The organism is Streptomyces sp. T12 (assembly GCF_028736035.1).
GTDB lineage: Bacteria > Actinomycetota > Actinomycetes > Streptomycetales > Streptomycetaceae > Streptomyces.
Genome location: NZ_CP117866.1, coordinates 5,316,934 through 5,333,764 on the forward strand (window position 1 = coordinate 5,316,934; position 16,831 = coordinate 5,333,764).

The following is a 16,831-nucleotide window of genomic DNA, read 5'->3' on the forward strand; positions in this document are numbered from 1 at the left end:
AATGGGCCAACCCGAGGGGGTTGGCCCATTTGCTTTGGAGAGGCGCCTCGCTCTAAAGAGGCCTCAGCGCCGGCTCCTTCTGGACTGCTCCCAGAAGCCGGTCGATCGCCATCTCCACGTCTTCCTTCCAGGACAGTGTCGTCCGCAGCTCCAACCGCAAACGCGGCGAGGTCGGGTGAGGGCGAACCGTCTTGAAGCCAACGGCCAGGAGATGGTCCGCGGGCAGAACACACGCAGGCTCTTTCCAGCGCGCGTCTCCGAAGGCCTCGATCGCTTTGAAGCCCCGCCGCAGTAGATCCTTGGCGACCGTCTGGACCATCACCCGCCCAAGTCCCTGGCCCTGGTAGCCCGGCATGATGAACGCGGTCATCAGCTGCACCGCGTCCGGTGAGACAGGGCTCGTGGGGAAGGCCGTCGAGCGGGGGACGTAAGCAGGAGGCGCGTACAACACGAAGCCCACCGGTACGTCGTCGACGTAGACGACCCGGCCGCAGGAGCCCCAGTCCAGCAGGACGGCGGAGATCCAGGCTTCCTTCTCCAGGGCAGGGGTGCCGGCCTTTACCGCGGCTTCGCCGCTGACCGGGTCCAACTCCCAGAAGACACACGCGCGGCAGCGCTTGGGAAGGTCCTGAAGGTTGTCCAGCGTGAGCGGTACGAGCCGACGCCCCATGGAGGCTGTTCCTCGCTTCCTTCGCCCGCGGCGTCGCGAGCGGCTGTCAGGGCGCTCCGTTCCCTGAGCAGGCTGCCGACGAACCCGCCGACCGCGCCCAGCCCAAGGCCCGCGCTCACCAGTCCGGTGCGGCTCACCGTTCGCATGGACCTCGCCTCCCCTAAGAGGTCTGCCAGGTGGATGCGCCATACCCGAACGCATCGTATCCACGATGCGATTCCATCGATACCGCCAGAAAGCAAAGAGCGGGCCGTGTCCGGTGCACACCGGACACGGCCCGCGTGGGTAGGCCGGGGGTAAACCTGGCCTGTCGGCCTCAGGCCTCGGTCTCCTCCGCGTCATCATCCAGAAGGCTCTTCTGCAGAGCCAGCTTCTCGCCCGGAGCGAGCGTGCTGAGGATCCTCTCGAGGTCATCCGGAGAGGCGAACTCGACGGTGATCTTGCCCTTCTTCTGGCCCAGTTCGACCTTCACCCGAGTCTCGAAGCGATCCGAGAGCCGAGTCGCGAGGTCGGACAGCGCCGGGGAGGGCACGGAGCCTGCCCGCGGCCCCCTGGAACGCTGGGCCTTCTCCGGGCGGGAGCCCATCAGGGTCACGATCTCCTCGACCGACCGGACCGAAAGCCCCTCGGCCACCACCCGGTACGCGAGCCGCTCCTGCTCCTCCGAGTCCTCGACGGAGAGCAGCGCCCTCGCATGCCCGGCGGAGAGGACGCCGGCTGCCACCCGGTTCTGGACCTTCGGCGAGAGCTTCAGCAGACGCAGGGTGTTGGAGACCTGCGGGCGAGAACGGCCGATGCGGTCCGCCAGCTGGTCGTGCGTGCAGTTGAAGTCCTTCAGCAGCTGATCGTAGGCGGCCGCCTCTTCGATCGGATTCAGCTGAGCACGGTGCAGGTTCTCCAGGAGGGCGTCCAGGAGGAGCTTCTCGTCGTCCGTGGCCCGCACGATCGCCGGGATCGCGTCGAGGCCGGCCTCACGGCAGGCCCGCCAGCGGCGCTCGCCCATGATGAGCTCGTACCGCGCGGCGCCGATCTGGCGTACGACGATCGGCTGGAGAAGGCCGACCTCCTGGATGGAGGTAACCAGTTCCTGCAGGGCGTCCTCGTCGAAGACCTCACGCGGCTGCCGCGGGTTCGGCGTGATCGCATCGAGGGGGATCTCCGCGAAGTGGGCACCCATGGGAGACGCAGGCGCCTCCACAGCGCCGTTCGGCGACAGCTCCTCGGTTTCATGTGAAACAGGCGGCAGTGTGGCCACCTTCGCCGCGGCCACCCCCCGGTCGGTCAGAACCGGGACAGCGGCCGGGGATGCCGAAGCAGCACCCCCCACCGCAGCCGGGGCCACCGTCTTCTCAGTCGGTGCAGCAGGGATCAGTGCGCCTAGACCACGGCCCAAACCCCTCCGTCGCTCGCTCACTGGATCCCCTCCACCATGCTCGGGTTGCTCTGGGCGCCGATGTGGGCGTGCGTCGGGTCGTAACTGACGCCGACACCCTTCAGCGCGATTTCTCGTGCCGCCTCAAGATAGGACAGGGCACCACTCGACCCTGGATCGTACGTCAGCACGGTCTGTCCATAGCTCGGCGCCTCGGAGATACGGACCGAGCGGGGAATGCTCGTCCGCAGCACCTCGTCGCCGAAGTGGGTGCGCACCTCGTCCGCGACCTGGGACGCCAGCCGGGTCCGGCCGTCGTACATGGTCAGCAGGATCGTCGAGACATGCAGGGCGGGGTTGAGGTGCCCTCGCACCAGGTCGACGTTGCGCAGTAGTTGGCCGAGGCCCTCCAGCGCGTAGTACTCGCACTGGATCGGGATCAGGACCTCCTGACCGGCCACCAGCGCATTGACGGTCAACAGGCCGAGCGAGGGCGGGCAGTCGATGAGGATGTAGTCCAGCGGCTGCTCGTAGGCCTGGATCGCCCGTTGCAGTCGGCTCTCGCGTGCCACCAGGGACACCAGCTCGATCTCCGCACCGGCGAGATCGATCGTGGCGGGGGCACAGAAGAGTCCCTCGACGTCGGGGACCGGTTGGACGACTTCCGAGAGCGGCCTGCTCTCGACCAACACGTCGTAGATGGAAGGCACCTCGGCGTGATGGTCGATCCCCAGGGCTGTGGACGCATTGCCCTGCGGGTCAAGGTCGATGACCAACACACGGCCGCCATGCAGGGCCAGTGACGCGGCAAGGTTGACGGTCGTTGTCGTCTTGCCCACGCCCCCCTTCTGGTTGGCGACCACCATGACGCGGGTCTGCTCGGGCCGTGGCAGGCCCTCGCCGGCGCGGCCTAGAGCCTCCACTGCCAGTTGGGCAGCACGACCGATGGGAGTGTCGTCCATCGGGGGCGGTGTTTCACGTGAAACATCCTCCCCCATCGACTCGGTACGGGGACCGGGGACCGGATCGGTCATCGGTCCCGCGATGTTGGCGTCGGACCGCACGGATTCACTCTCCTCGACTTCAGGCTCGCAATGAACAGAGCCTCCCATGTCTTCGGGGTCGTGAACCAGTGAGGCCTGGTGTTCTGTGGAGAAATCCACCTCTGTGGACAACTCCGTGCCCCTCAGGGGGGACGAAGCGTCATCGGAGGCACCTCCTCCAAGGGATCCGAGGGGCTTTCGGTCGCGGGGTTCGGCCGCAGCGCGGCCGCGACTGATGATGCCGTGCAGCAGTGAGCGACGTTTCACGTGAAACACGATGCACAGCAGCCCTGGCCGAACTGTCGCGACACTCCGGCGTGCGTAGGTTTGCCAGCTTGTGTGGAGTACGTCTCGTCGTCAGGACGGATCAGCGACGCCGCCGAGTGCGACCCGTCCTGGCTGCCTTCGCCCTCTTCGCAGCGAAGCGCACACCGCCCGGACTCTCCCCGACCTCGACGCGCACGACCGTGGACAGCGGGTCCACCACACCCTCCCCGACATGGAGGATCGACGTCTCGACCGCGCCCAGCTTGCTCAGAGCCGTCGCCGCGCTCTTCAGCTCCTCTTCCGCCGTGTCGCCCTTGAGGGCGAGCATCTCACCGTAGGGACGCAGCAGCGGGATGCCCCAGGTGGCCAGCCGGTCCAGCGGTGCCACCGCCCGCGCGGTCACAACATGCACCGGCGTCAGCTTTCCCATGACCTCTTCGGCACGACCGCGGACGACCGTCACATGGTCCAGCCCCAGCAGCTCCACGACCTCCATCAGGAAGTTCGTACGCCGCAGCAGGGGCTCCAGCAGCGTGATCTTCAGGTCCTCGCGGACCAGTGCCAGGGGAATGCCGGGCAGGCCGGCGCCTGAGCCGACGTCGCACACCGTCACACCCTCGGGAACGACCTCGGAGAGCACCGCGCAGTTCAGCAGATGCCGCTCCCACAAGCGGGGCACCTCTCGCGGGCCGATCAGGCCGCGCTGCACACCCGCCTCGGCGAGCAGTTCGGCGTAGCGGACCGCATCAGCGTAGCGATCGCCGAACACCTCACGCGCCTGCTCGGGCGCAGGGGGAAGCTCCGCTGCCTCCGTCACGGGGGACCGTCCTTCCGTACCGCCGACACCCCGGGCGCCGGCCACCAGAACCACCAGAACTAACAGGCTGACAAAGTTCGGCCCCGCCTGCGGACAGACGGGGCCGGAGGAAACGTACGGGCCGATCAGGCGGGAAGTACGACGACGAACCGCTGCGGCTCCTCGCCTTCGGACTCGCTGCGCAGGCCCGCCGACTTCACCGCGTCGTGCACGACCTTGCGCTCGAACGGCGTCATCGGCTTCAGCTTGACGGGCTCGCCGCTGCTCTTGACCTCGGCGGCCGCCTTGGCACCCAGCTCGGAGAGCTCGGCGCGCTTCTTGGCCCGGTAGCCCGCGATGTCCAGCATCAGCCGACTGCGGTCACCGGTCTCCCGGTGCACGGCCAGGCGTGTGAGCTCCTGCAGTGCCTCCAGCACCTCGCCATCACGCCCGACCAGCTTCTGCAGGTCTCGGCTGCCCGCGTCGCTGATGATCGAGACAGCGGCGCGGTCGGCCTCGACGTCCATGTCGATGTCGCCGTCGAGGTCGGCGATGTCGAGCAGACCCTCGAGGTAGTCCGCCGCGATCTCGCCCTCCTGCTCCAGGCGGTTGAGGGTGTCTGCACCCTCGGCAGCGGCGGAGGTGGTGCCTTCCGTCACGGGATGGGCTCCTTCTTACTTCTTGGACGGGGACTTGGGGCGCTGCGGACCGCCCTTGCGCTGCCCGGACTGGGCCTTGCTGCGGGTGCCGCTGCCGGGCTTCTGCGCGGCCTTCTTGGCGTCCTCGGGCTTGGCGTCCTCGGGCTCGTCGGACTTCTTCAGCGACGTCGGCTCACCGGCCTGCTTCGGACCGCCACCCTGACGCTGGGACTTGCTCTGCCGCTTCGGCTGCTGACGCTTGGAAGCAGCAGCGGTGGTCGGCGTACCGTCCTCGGTCACGGTGGCGACAGCACCCTCGCTCTTCACCACGGTGCCGTCGGCCTGCGCCGCGAGACCGGCCTTGCTCAGGCCGTTGATGAACTTGCGCTCGTGCTCGTTGCGGTCGCGGCCCTTGGCCACGATGGCCTTGACGATGGTGCGCTCGCCACGACCGCGGGTCTTGCCGTGGTGCGTGACGTGCTTGGTCAGGCGCTCCAGGTACGCGGCCTGGGCCTTGGAACCCGGGGTCGGGTTGTTGCGGATGACGTACATCTGCTGGCCCATGGTCCACACGTTGGTGGTCAGCCAGTAGACGAGAACACCCACGGGGAAGTTGATGCCGAAGACGGCGAACATGATGGGGAAGACGTACATCAGCATCTTCTGCTGCTGCATGAACGGCGTCTTCACCGTCGTGTCGACGTTCTTCGTCATCAGCTGGCGCTGCGTGTAGAACTGCGACGCGGACATCAGGACGATCATGACCGCGGTGACGATGCGGACAGTGGTCAGCGACGCGTCGAGGGCGGCGACGTCAGAAGAGCTGTCGGTGAACTTCGCGGCCAGCGGGGCCCCGAAGATGTGCGCCTTCTGCGCGCTCTCCAGCAGGCTCTGGTTGATGACACCGATGGTGTCGTTGTTCGCGATGCTGTTGAGCACGTGGTACAGGGCGAAGAAGAACGGCGACTGCGCCAGGATGGGAAGGCACGAGGAGAGCGGGTTGGTGCCCGTCTCCTTGTACAGCTTCATCATCTCTTCGGACTGACGCTGTTTGTCGTTCTTGTAGCGCTCCTGGATCTTCTTCATCTCGGGCTGGAGCGTCTGCATGGCCCGGGTCGCCTTGATCTGCTTCACGAAGAGCGGAATCAGGCAGATACGGATCAGAATCACCAGGGACACGATGGACAGGCCCCAGGCCCACCCGGTGTCTTCGCCGAAGAGGGCGCCGTACACCGTGTGGAACTGGACGATGACCCAGGAAACGGGTGTCGTGATGAAGCTGAAGAGGCTGGCAATCGTGTCCACTAATCATGCTCCTTGGACATGGGACGGGGTCTCTGCGGCCGGGCTCGGAGGAACTTTCCCTTCGATGGCCGTTTCGGCGGCGGAGTGCCCGCCCTTGCGTGCGCGCCAAGCGTTGCGCAGCATCTCGTGCCACCGCGGCCGCTTGCGCGGCGGGACATGGTCCACGCCACCCAGCGACCACGGATTGCACCGCAGGATGCGCCAGGCGGTGAGTGCCGTGCCCTTGATCGCACCGTGGCGGTCGATGGCGGTATAGCCGTAGTGGGAGCACGACGGGTAGTACTTGCACACCGGCCCGAGCAGCGGACTGATCGTCCACTGGTACAGCTTGATCAGGGCCAGCAGTGGGTACTTCATCGCGCGCCCCCTCCCAGCAGCCGCTGCAGAGCGGCATCCAGGTCTTGGGCCAGCTGTGCATGGTCGGCGTCGCCCGCACCGGGCAGCGCTCGTACGACTACCAGGCTACCGGGGGGCAGCTGGTCGACTCGGTCGCGCATCAGATGACGAAGCCTGCGCTTCACCTTGTTCCGCACGACCGCGCCGCCCACTGCCTTGCTCACGACGAAACCCGCACGCGTCGGGGGAGCGCTCTCCCCAGGCGCGTGCGGGTCCGTGGCACCGCTACGAAGATGGACGACGAGGTGCTGACGTCCTGCCCGGCGTCCTCGTCGTACCGCGGTCGCGAAGTCCTCGCGCCGCCTCAGCCGGTTCTCGGTGGGCAGCACGACGTCATGACCTGACCGGGATCAGGCGGACAGACGGGCGCGACCCTTGCTACGGCGGGACGCGAGAATCGCGCGGCCGGCACGGGTGCGCATACGCAGCCGGAAGCCGTGGGTCTTCGCGCGACGACGGTTGTTCGGCTGGAAGGTGCGCTTGCTCACTCGGGGGCTCCAGAAATTAAATCGGTGGTGGCGGGTGCCGTCCTGGCTGTCACCGTGCGCCCACGAGTAGCTCGCGTTAACGCCCGAGTGCACCGCTTACCGATCACCTTGACGCGATCTGTGCCCATCGGAGGCAGGCGGCAGCAGCCATCGACAACTCGACCTGGTTACGGTACGCGCGGCTGCGCCATCCGGTCAAACCGGAGGCCAGGGGGAGACACTATCCACAGGCTGGGGACAACAACTTGAACCGCACCCGCCGCCCTGACTACCGTGACTGAACTCCGATTCGTTCCCTTGTCCCCTTGATTCGGGCTCCACCCGATTTGAATCCCGACCCGTCCCACAATCACACGTTCGTGGGACCCGTGAGAGAGCGTGCCCTGTGGCTGACGTACCTGCCGATCTTGCCGCAGTGTGGCCACGAGTACTGGAGCAACTCCTCGGTGAGAGCCGCGGGCAGGGTGTCGAGGCGAAGGACGAGCACTGGATCCGGCGCTGCCAGCCCCTCGCGCTGGTCGCCGACACCGCCCTGCTCGCAGTGCCGAACGAGTTTGCGAAGGGCGTACTGGAGGGCCGCCTGGCCCCGATCGTCAGCGAGACCCTGAGCCGCGAATGCGGCCGCCCCATCCGCATCGCGATCACCGTCGACGACTCCGCCGGCGAACCCCCGGCGCCGCCGGTGCCCCCTGCCCAGCCCCAGTCGCGCTACGAGGATCCGGAACTCCCCCCGTACGACGGCTACGGCCGCCACCGCGCCGACGACCACCGGCCCGGCCCCTCCACCGACCCCCTGCCCACCGCCCGCCCGGCCTACCCGGGCGAGTACCAGCGCCCCGAGCCCGGCCCCGGCAGCTGGCCGCGTCCGACGCAGGACGAGTACGGCTGGCAGCAGCAACGGCTCGGCTTCCCGGAGCGGGACCCGTACGCATCGCCCTCGCAGGACCCCTACGCACAGGATTCGTACGCACAGGACTCCTACGGCCCGCCCTCCCAGGACTACCGCCCGCAGCCGAGGGAGCGGCAGTCGTACGACGGACACCGCCCCGACTACGAGCAGCAGCGGCCCGACTACGACCAGCCGCGCGGCGACTACGACCGCGACGCCCGCCGCGACCTGCCCGAGCCGCCCCCCGGCTCCGGCCATGTGCACCGCGGCGGCCCCGTCGGCGCGAACCTGCCCACCACCGGCGCCCCCGGCCCGCTGGCCGCACAGCCCGCGCCGGCGCCCGGGCCCGGCGAACCGACCGCGCGCCTGAACCCCAAGTACCTCTTCGACACGTTCGTCATCGGCGCCTCCAACCGCTTCGCGCACGCGGCCGCGGTCGCCGTCGCCGAAGCACCCGCGAAGGCGTACAACCCCCTCTTCATCTACGGGGAGTCGGGCCTCGGCAAGACCCACCTGCTGCACGCGATCGGGCACTACGCGCGCAGCCTGTACCCCGGCACGCGCGTGCGGTACGTGAGCTCGGAGGAGTTCACCAACGAGTTCATCAACTCCATCCGCGACGGCAAGGGCGACAGCTTCCGCAAGCGCTACCGCGAGATGGACATCCTGCTCGTCGACGACATCCAGTTCCTCGCGGACAAGGAGTCGACGCAGGAGGAGTTCTTCCACACCTTCAACACCCTCCACAACGCCAACAAGCAGATCGTGCTGTCCAGCGACCGGCCGCCGAAGCAGCTGGTCACGCTGGAGGACCGGCTGAGGAACCGTTTCGAGTGGGGCCTGATCACCGACGTCCAGCCGCCGGAGCTGGAGACGCGTATCGCGATCCTGCGCAAGAAGGCGGTGCAGGAGCAGCTCAACGCCCCGCCGGAGGTTCTGGAGTTCATCGCCTCCCGCATCTCGCGCAACATCCGCGAGCTGGAGGGCGCGCTGATCCGGGTGACGGCGTTCGCGTCGCTCAACCGGCAGCCGGTGGACCTGGGCCTGACGGAGATCGTCCTGAAGGACCTGATCCCCGGCGGCGACGACGCGACGCCGGAGATCACCTCGACGGCCATCATGGGTGCGACCGCCGACTACTTCGGCCTCACCGTCGAGGACCTGTGCGGCAGCTCCCGCGGCCGCCAGCTCGTCACGGCCCGGCAGATCGCCATGTACCTGTGCCGTGAGCTGACGGACCTGTCCCTGCCGAAGATCGGCGCACTGTTCGGCGGCCGCGACCACACCACGGTGATGCACGCCGACCGCAAGATCCGCAATCTGATGGCCGAGCGACGCTCCATCTACAACCAGGTCACCGAGCTGACCAACCGCATCAAGAACGGCTGACAGAGGCAGAAGCACGACGCCGAGGGCGCCCCCGGGACGAGTTCCCGGGGGCGCCCTTCTTCGTCCCGCGGCCACCCTCTGTTCGATTACCTGCCGCGTTACGGCCTCCCTCCACAGATCCGGTGACTTTTTCCCGTCCACATCCTGGGGACCGGGAAGTTGTCCAGATCGTGTCCACAGCGCCCTCTGTCGAGAGACGATCAGGCGAGGTCAGGTGCTTGTGGATTGGTGGACGAAGGATCTCCACAGACTGTGGACAGCGCGGTGATCCACAAGCTGTGCATGAAGTTGTCCACCGACAACCCACAGGCTGAGGACGGTTGTCCCCAGCGATCCCCAGCTTCTCCACATCGCTGTCCACTGTTCGGCAACGCGACGCGCCTCCTCACCGTGTCGAGTGAAAGGCGTCACACGAAGCTGCCTGGTTGGGCTGTGGGAAAGGTGGGTAAAGCTGGGGACGGCACTGGGGAGAAGTCGCCCGAGGCTGTGCACGGCGTGTGCAGAACTTTCCGTTCTCCACAGAGACGCCCGGTTGTCCACCGCCTCCGCCCACAGGACCCGTGGACAAAATTTCCGCCCTGACCTGCGAAAACAGGGTTATCCACGGTTTCCACAGGCCCTACTACTACTCCCAACTAGAGAGAGCTGGGAATCCGTTTCGAAGAGGGCCCTGTGCACAACTCGCTGTCCGGCCCCCGGCTGCCCCTCGTCACGACTTGACCCCGAGAGGCACCTACTGTCAGTGGGGTGCGTCAGACTGTTCCCCGGTGGCCTTCCCCTCACTGGGGCCGACGACACCGAGACAGACGACGAAGCCAGGCAGGCCGAGAAGCGCCGGCAACAGCAGGAGGCGGCAACAGTGAAGATCCGGGTGGAACGCGACGTACTCGCGGAGGCAGTGGCCTGGGCGGCACGCAGCCTCCCGGCCCGTCCGCCGGCGCCTGTCCTCGCCGGCCTCCTCCTCAAGGCCGAGGACGGCCAGCTGAGCCTGTCCAGCTTCGACTACGAGGTCTCGGCGCGCGTGTCCGTGGAGACCGAGGTCGAGGAGGAGGGCACGGTCCTGGTCTCCGGCCGCCTGCTCGCCGACATCTGCCGCGCTCTGCCCAACCGACCGGTGGAGATTTCCACAGACGGTGTACGGGCGACCGTGGTCTGCGGCTCCTCGCGGTTCACACTCCACACCCTGCCTGTGGAGGAGTACCCGGCGCTGCCGCAGATGCCGAACGCCACGGGCACCGTCCCCGGCGAGGTCTTCGCGTCCGCAGCCGCCCAGGTCGCCATCGCGGCCGGCCGTGACGACACGCTGCCCGTTCTCACCGGTGTGCGCATCGAGATCGAGGGCGACACGGTGACGCTGGCGTCCACCGACCGCTACCGCTTCGCGGTCCGTGAGTTCCTGTGGAAGCCGGAGAACCCGGAGGCCTCCGCGGTCGCCCTGGTCCCCGCCAAGACGCTCCTGGACACCGCCAAGGCGCTGACCAGCGGCGACAGCGTGATCCTTGCGCTGTCGGGCTCGGGCGCCGGTGAGGGGCTGATCGGTTTCGAGGGCGCCGGCCGCCGTACGACGACGCGCCTGCTGGAGGGCGACCTCCCGAAGTACCGCACGCTGTTCCCGACGGAGTTCAACAGCGTCGCCGTGATCGAGACCGCCCCCTTCGTGGAGGCCGTCAAGCGCGTGGCCCTGGTCGCCGAGCGCAACACCCCGGTGCGGCTGAGCTTCGAGCAGGGTGTGCTCATCCTGGAGGCCGGTTCCAGCGACGACGCACAGGCTGTGGAAAGGGTCGACGCCCAGCTGGAGGGCGACGACATCTCGATCGCCTTCAACCCGACGTTCCTGCTGGACGGCCTGAGCGCCATCGACTCCCCGGTCGCCCAGCTGTCCTTCACGACGTCCACGAAGCCCGCGCTGCTCAGCGGCAAGCCGGCGTTGGACGCCGAGGCGGACGAGGCCTACAAGTACCTGATTATGCCGGTGCGCCTGAGCGGCTGATGTTGTCCACAGAGACTGAGGGTCCGGTGGATTTCCGGGCCCTCGGTCCGGACCGCTCGGGCCTCGGCGCGGGCCGCTGTCCACAGTTCCGCAGGCCCTGTGGGTGATCGGCTCCCGTCCAGCGAAGCCGCAGGTGAGGGTGTACGTATGAGCGCGTATGCCCACGGATGTGCGCGTGCGTCCGGGTTTAGGCTCGGGCGTGGGTACGAAGGTGCCCCACACGCCACAGCAACCTAAGGAACAACTGATGGAGCTCGGTCTCGTCGGCCTCGGCAAGATGGGCGGCAACATGCGCGAGCGGATACGCCGCGCAGGCCACACCGTCGTCGGATACGACCGCAACCCGGACCTCGCGGATGTCCACAGCCTGGAAGAGCTTGTGGGCAAGCTCCCCGGGCCGCGTGTGGTCTGGGTGATGGTTCCGGCCGGTGCCCCGACCCAGTCGACCATCGACGAGCTCGCCGAGCTGCTGGAGCCCGGTGACGTCGTGGTGGACGGCGGGAACTCCCGCTGGACGGACGACGAGCGGCACGCCGAGGAGCTGGCGGCCAAGGGCATCGGCTTCGTCGACTGCGGCGTCTCCGGCGGTGTCTGGGGCCTGGAGAACGGCTATGCGCTGATGTATGGCGGTGACGCTGAGAACGTCGCCAAGGTGCAGCCGATCTTCGACGCCCTCAAGCCCGAGGGTGACTTCGGCTCGGTGCACGCCGGCAAGGTGGGCGCGGGGCACTTCGCGAAGATGGTCCACAACGGCATCGAGTACGCGATGATGCAGGCCTACGCCGAGGGCTGGGAGCTGCTGGAGAAGGTCGACTCCGTGACCGACGTCCGGGAGGTCTTCCGGTCCTGGCAGGAGGGCACGGTCATCCGTTCCTGGCTGCTGGACCTCGCGGTGAACGCCCTCGACGAGGACGAGCACCTGGACAAGCTCAGGGGTTATGCACAGGACTCCGGCGAGGGACGCTGGACTGTGGAAGCCGCCATCGACCACGCGGTGCCGCTCCCGGCGATCACCGCGTCGCTGTTCGCGCGGTTCGCGTCCCGCCAGGACGATTCCCCGCAGATGAAGATGATCGCGGCGCTGCGGAACCAGTTCGGCGGCCACGCGGTCGAGACGAAGTAGCCGGCGGGTACGACCGTCGGGAACGCCGTCGCAAACGAGAACAAGTAATCCACACCCTGGGGATGGCACCCTGGCACCCTCAGGAGTGACCCGGTTGTCCACAACTGGGGAAAGCTGAACCACACGTTGGGGGAGGTCGGCGAACGACCATGCACGTCACGCATCTGTCGCTGGCCGACTTCCGCTCGTACGCCCGGGTCGAAGTCCCGCTCGCCCCGGGCGTCACCGCCTTCGTCGGGCCCAACGGCCAGGGCAAGACCAACCTCGTCGAGGCCGTCGGCTATCTCGCCACCCTCGGCAGCCATCGCGTCGCCTCCGACGCCCCCCTCGTCCGCATGGGCGCCGACCGGGCGATCATCCGGGCCCAGGTCAAACAGGGCGACCGGCAGCAACTGGTCGAGCTGGAGCTGAACCCCGGCAAGGCCAACCGGGCCCGCATCAACAGATCCTCGCAGGTCAGACCCCGTGACGTGCTCGGCATCGTGCGGACCGTCCTGTTCGCCCCGGAGGACCTCGCCCTGATCAAGGGCGACCCCGGAGAGCGGCGCCGTTTTCTCGACGAGCTGATCACCGCCCGCTCCCCGCGCATGGCGGGCGTCCGTTCCGACTACGAGCGGGTCCTCAAGCAGCGCAACACCCTCCTCAAGACGGCCGCGCTGGCCCGCCGGCACGGCGGCCGCACGATGGACCTGTCCACCCTCGACGTCTGGGACCAGCACCTCGCGCGCGCGGGCGCCGAGTTGCTCGCCCAGCGCCTGGACCTGATCGCGGCGATCCAGCCGCTGGCGGACAAGGCGTACGAGCAACTGGCCCCCGGCGGCGGCCCTGTCGCCCTGGACTACAAGCCGTCGGCTCCCGGCGAGGCGCACACGCGCGAGGACCTCTTCGAGCAGCTGATGACGGCGCTCGCCGACGCCCGCAAGCAGGAGATCGAGCGCGGCGTCACCCTCGTAGGCCCTCATCGGGACGATTTGCTTCTCAAACTCGGTCAGCTGCCCGCCAAGGGCTACGCCTCGCACGGCGAGTCCTGGTCCTACGCGCTGTCGCTGCGCCTGGCCTCGTACGACCTGCTCAGGGCCGAGGGCAACGAACCGGTGCTGGTCCTCGACGACGTCTTCGCCGAGCTGGACAGCCGGCGCCGCGAGCGCCTGGCCGAGTTGGTCGCGCCCGGTGAGCAGGTCCTGGTGACCGCCGCGGTCGACGACGACGTACCGCATGTGCTGACGGGAGCCCGGTACACCGTGTCCGAGGGGACGGTGGAGCGCGTATGAGCGAGAAGCCGTCCAACCCGTCCGAGAACGCCCCCAAGAAGGCCCCCGAACCCTCCGGCGTCGACCTCGCGCGCGTGGCGCTGCGGGCGGCCAAGGAGCAGGCACGCGTGCGTGGGGATGCGGCGCAGCAGAAGAAGCAGGCGCGGCGCGGGGGGCTGCGCTCCGGCGCGCGGGCCGACGGCCGCGACCCCCTGGCGCTCGGCGCTGCCATTAACCGCTTGATCACCGAGCGGGGTTGGGAGACCCCGGCGGCGGTGGGCGGGGTGATGGGCCGTTGGCCACAGATCGTGGGCGAGGACGTCGCCAAGCACTGTGTGCCGGAGAAGTACGACGAGGACGAGCGGGTCCTGGTCGTGCGCTGCGACTCGACGGCCTGGGCGACGAACCTGCGGTTGCTCGCGCCGACGCTGGTCGCCCGCCTCAACGAGGACCTCGGCCATGGCGCGGTGCGGCAGATCAAGGTGCAGGGTCCCGGCGGCCCGGCCCGCCGTTACGGGCCCCTGCGCGCGCCCGGCAGCACCGGTCCCGGCGACACCTACGGCTGATCGGACCGGCCCGCCCGCGTGCGTCGGGCGTTCCCCGAAGAGCGAACAGCGGCGTCGGAGTCGACATGTGCCGCGGCTGCCCGGTTGCCGGGATCGGCGGCTGCGGAGTCGCCGTCACAGCAGTCCCGGGGGCCCCGGTTTCCACAGGTGACGGACATCACATCAGCAGTCGTCGGTGGTCACGGCGCACGGCCGGCGACCTCCTCGTCGCACACCCGCACGCGGTTGCGAATCTCGACCTGACTCCTAAGTAGCCAAGGGTTGACGGCCGGAAGCGCTGAGTGCCTCTCTGAGCCTCTTGGAGCCCCCATCCGTATATCGGGAGTCGGCCGAGCCGGGTTCAGGGCGGCACATGAGGACTCAGGTACCGGCAAACCCCCATCACTGTCGGCGCAACCGGTAGACTGGAAGCCAATCCCGCCCCAATCGTGGGGACCGTCCGGGAAAAGCTGAGCAACGCTGATCAAGGCTTACCAACGCAACATGCCGCAGCCGCTCCGGCAACCCGCCGACGAGCCTGGCTCGTGCTGTGCCAGAAAGGGCGCTTCGTGGCCGATTCCGGCAACCCCAACGAGAACATCCCGTCCACCGACGCCGGCGCCAACGGCGCGGTGACCCCGTCGAACGGCGAGGTCACCGCCTCGTACGACGCCAGCGCCATCACCGTCCTCGAGGGTCTGGACGCGGTCCGCAAGCGACCCGGCATGTACATCGGCTCGACCGGTGAGCGAGGACTCCACCACCTGGTGCAGGAGGTCGTCGACAACTCCGTCGACGAGGCGCTGGCCGGGCACGCGGACACCATCGACGTGACGATCCTGGCCGACGGTGGCGTACGGGTCGTGGACAACGGCCGTGGCATCCCGGTCGGCATCGTCCCCTCCGAGGGCAAGCCGGCCGTCGAGGTCGTGCTGACGGTCCTGCACGCGGGCGGAAAGTTCGGGGGCGGCGGCTACGCGGTCTCCGGCGGTCTGCACGGCGTGGGTGTTTCCGTCGTGAACGCCCTGTCGACCAAGGTCTCCGTCGAGATCAAGACCGACGGCTACCGGTGGACCCAGGACTACAAGTTGGGTGTCCCGACGGCCCCGCTTGCCCAGCACGAGGCCACGGACGAGCACGGCACGACGGTCACCTTCTGGGCCGACCCGGACATCTTCGAGACCACCGAGTACTCCTTCGAGACGCTCTCCCGACGCTTCCAGGAGATGGCGTTCCTCAACAAGGGGCTGCGCATCAACCTCACCGACGAGCGCGAGTCGGCGAAGGCCACCGCCGGTGCGGACGAGGCAGGCGAGGACGAGAAGCACGAGGTCAAGCACGTCTCGTACCACTACGAGGGCGGCATCGTCGACTTCGTGAAGTACCTCAACTCCCGCAAGGGAGAAGTGGTGCACCCCACCGTGATCGACCTCGAGGCCGAGGACAAGGACAAGAGCCTGTCCCTCGAGCTCGCGATGCAGTGGAACGGTGGCTACAGCGAGGGTGTGTACTCCTTCGCCAACATCATCCACACGCACGAGGGCGGTACGCACGAGGAGGGCTTTCGTGCGGCGCTGACCTCGCTGATCAACAAGTACGCGCGCGACAAGAAGCTGCTGCGGGAGAAGGACGACAACCTCACGGGTGACGACATCCGCGAGGGTCTGACCGCGATCATCTCGGTGAAGCTGAGCGAGCCGCAGTTCGAGGGCCAGACGAAGACCAAGCTGGGCAACACCGAGGTGAAGACCTTCGTCCAGAAGGTCGTCTACGAGCACCTCAACGACTGGCTGGACCGCAACCCGAACGAGGCGGCGGACATCATCCGCAAGGGCATCCAGGCGGCCACCGCGCGCGTGGCGGCCCGCAAGGCCCGTGACCTGACGCGTCGTAAGGGCCTGCTGGAGACGGCGTCCCTGCCGGGCAAGCTCTCCGACTGCCAGTCGAACGACCCCACCAAGTGCGAGATCTTCATCGTCGAGGGTGACTCCGCCGGCGGCTCGGCCAAGTCCGGCCGCAACCCGGAGTACCAGGCGATCCTCCCGATCCGAGGAAAGATCCTCAACGTCGAGAAGGCGCGGATCGACAAGATCCTGCAGAACCAGGAGATCCAGGCGCTGATCTCCGCCTTCGGTACGGGCGTGCACGAGGACTTCGACATCGAGAAGCTCCGCTATCACAAGATCATCCTGATGGCGGACGCCGACGTCGACGGCCAGCACATCAGCACCCTGCTGCTGACCTTCCTGTTCCGCTTCATGCGGCCGCTGGTCGAGGCCGGGCACGTGTACCTCTCCCGTCCCCCGCTGTACAAGATCAAGTGGGGCCGGGACGACGTCGAGTACGCGTACTCGGACCGTGAGCGTGACGCCCTGATCGAGATGGGCCGTCAGCGCGGCAAGCGCGTCCGCGAGGACTCGATCCAGCGCTTCAAGGGTCTCGGCGAGATGAACGCCGAGGAGCTGCGTGTGACCACCATGGACCAGGAGCACCGCGTCCTCGGCCAGGTCACCCTCGACGACGCCGCCCAGGCCGACGACCTGTTCTCGGTCCTGATGGGCGAGGACGTCGAGGCCCGCCGCCAGTTCATCCAGCGCAACGCCAAGGATGTCCGCTTCCTCGACATCTGAGTCGGTCTCAGCTGACCGCACCAGGAAGGATCTTCACCAG

At 67.9% G+C, this 16,831-nt stretch carries 15 protein-coding genes; 6 read left to right on the plus strand and 9 right to left on the minus strand.

Translation table 11 applies throughout. The annotated features are described in order from the left end of the window. Window positions 1-52: 52 nt before the first annotated feature. From PBV52_RS23830 to rpmH, 9 genes are all read right to left on the minus strand, one after another. A complete protein-coding gene (locus tag PBV52_RS23830) occupies window positions 53-670 on the minus strand; it encodes a GNAT family N-acetyltransferase (protein ID WP_274240977.1) in 618 nt (205 codons plus the stop codon). A 316-nt stretch (window positions 671-986) separates the two neighbouring features. Further along, window positions 987-2,084 (minus strand): ParB/RepB/Spo0J family partition protein, encoded by a 1,098-nt coding sequence (locus PBV52_RS23835; RefSeq protein WP_274240978.1) that lies wholly within the window; start codon window positions 2,082-2,084, stop codon window positions 987-989. Further along, window positions 2,081-3,154 (minus strand): ParA family protein, encoded by a 1,074-nt coding sequence (locus tag PBV52_RS23840; RefSeq protein WP_274240979.1) that lies wholly within the window; start codon window positions 3,152-3,154, stop codon window positions 2,081-2,083. The genes PBV52_RS23835 and PBV52_RS23840 overlap by 4 nt, the downstream gene beginning before the upstream one ends. Before the next feature lie 298 nt (window positions 3,155-3,452). Next, a complete protein-coding gene (gene rsmG, locus PBV52_RS23845) occupies window positions 3,453-4,169 on the minus strand; it encodes a 16S rRNA (guanine(527)-N(7))-methyltransferase RsmG (protein ID WP_274240980.1) in 717 nt (238 codons plus the stop codon). A 125-nt stretch (window positions 4,170-4,294) separates the two neighbouring features. Further along, window positions 4,295-4,807: a R3H domain-containing nucleic acid-binding protein gene (locus tag PBV52_RS23850; RefSeq protein ID WP_274240982.1), complete on the minus strand. Its 513-nt coding sequence runs from the start codon at window positions 4,805-4,807 to the stop codon at window positions 4,295-4,297. Window positions 4,808-4,822: 15 nt separating this feature from the next. Further along, entirely contained in the window at window positions 4,823-6,091 is a 1,269-nt protein-coding gene (yidC, locus tag PBV52_RS23855; protein WP_274240983.1) for a membrane protein insertase YidC, read from the minus strand. A gap of 3 nt (window positions 6,092-6,094) precedes the next feature. Continuing rightward, window positions 6,095-6,448 carry a membrane protein insertion efficiency factor YidD gene (yidD, locus tag PBV52_RS23860; protein WP_274240984.1) on the minus strand — a complete coding sequence of 118 codons (354 nt, stop codon included), beginning with the start codon at window positions 6,446-6,448 and terminating at the stop codon, window positions 6,095-6,097. Continuing rightward, window positions 6,445-6,816, minus strand: a complete 372-nt coding sequence (gene rnpA / locus PBV52_RS23865; protein WP_079052375.1) for a ribonuclease P protein component — start codon at window positions 6,814-6,816, stop codon at window positions 6,445-6,447. Before rnpA ends, yidD begins: the two co-directional genes overlap by 4 nt. Window positions 6,817-6,837: 21 nt before the next feature. Beyond that, complete coding sequence (rpmH, locus tag PBV52_RS23870) at window positions 6,838-6,975, minus strand: 50S ribosomal protein L34 (RefSeq protein ID WP_003956500.1); 138 nt, start codon at window positions 6,973-6,975, stop codon at window positions 6,838-6,840. Between the two features lie 385 nt (window positions 6,976-7,360). On the opposite strand from rpmH, the gene dnaA reads away from it, so the two are divergent. The 6 genes from dnaA (at window position 7,361) to gyrB (ending at window position 16,791) form a co-directional block, all read left to right on the plus strand. After that, entirely contained in the window at window positions 7,361-9,253 is a 1,893-nt protein-coding gene (dnaA, locus tag PBV52_RS23875; RefSeq protein WP_274240989.1) for a chromosomal replication initiator protein DnaA, read from the plus strand. Between the two features lie 859 nt (window positions 9,254-10,112). Further along, the gene (gene dnaN, locus PBV52_RS23880) at window positions 10,113-11,243 is read left to right on the plus strand and encodes a DNA polymerase III subunit beta (protein WP_274240990.1); all 1,131 of its coding nucleotides are present in this window, start codon (window positions 10,113-10,115) and stop codon (window positions 11,241-11,243) included. A gap of 247 nt (window positions 11,244-11,490) precedes the next feature. Continuing rightward, on the plus strand, window positions 11,491-12,366 hold the full coding sequence (gnd, locus tag PBV52_RS23885) for a phosphogluconate dehydrogenase (NAD(+)-dependent, decarboxylating) (RefSeq protein ID WP_274240991.1): 876 nt from the start codon (window positions 11,491-11,493) through the stop codon (window positions 12,364-12,366). A 149-nt stretch (window positions 12,367-12,515) separates the two neighbouring features. Further along, window positions 12,516-13,637 carry a DNA replication/repair protein RecF gene (gene recF / locus PBV52_RS23890; protein WP_274240992.1) on the plus strand — a complete coding sequence of 374 codons (1,122 nt, stop codon included), beginning with the start codon at window positions 12,516-12,518 and terminating at the stop codon, window positions 13,635-13,637. Next, the gene (locus PBV52_RS23895; RefSeq protein WP_274240993.1) at window positions 13,634-14,182 is read left to right on the plus strand and encodes a DUF721 domain-containing protein; all 549 of its coding nucleotides are present in this window, start codon (window positions 13,634-13,636) and stop codon (window positions 14,180-14,182) included. The genes recF and PBV52_RS23895 overlap by 4 nt, the downstream gene beginning before the upstream one ends. Before the next feature lie 548 nt (window positions 14,183-14,730). Further along, a complete protein-coding gene (gene gyrB / locus PBV52_RS23900; RefSeq protein WP_274240994.1) occupies window positions 14,731-16,791 on the plus strand; it encodes a DNA topoisomerase (ATP-hydrolyzing) subunit B in 2,061 nt (686 codons plus the stop codon). Window positions 16,792-16,831: the final 40 nt, after the last annotated feature.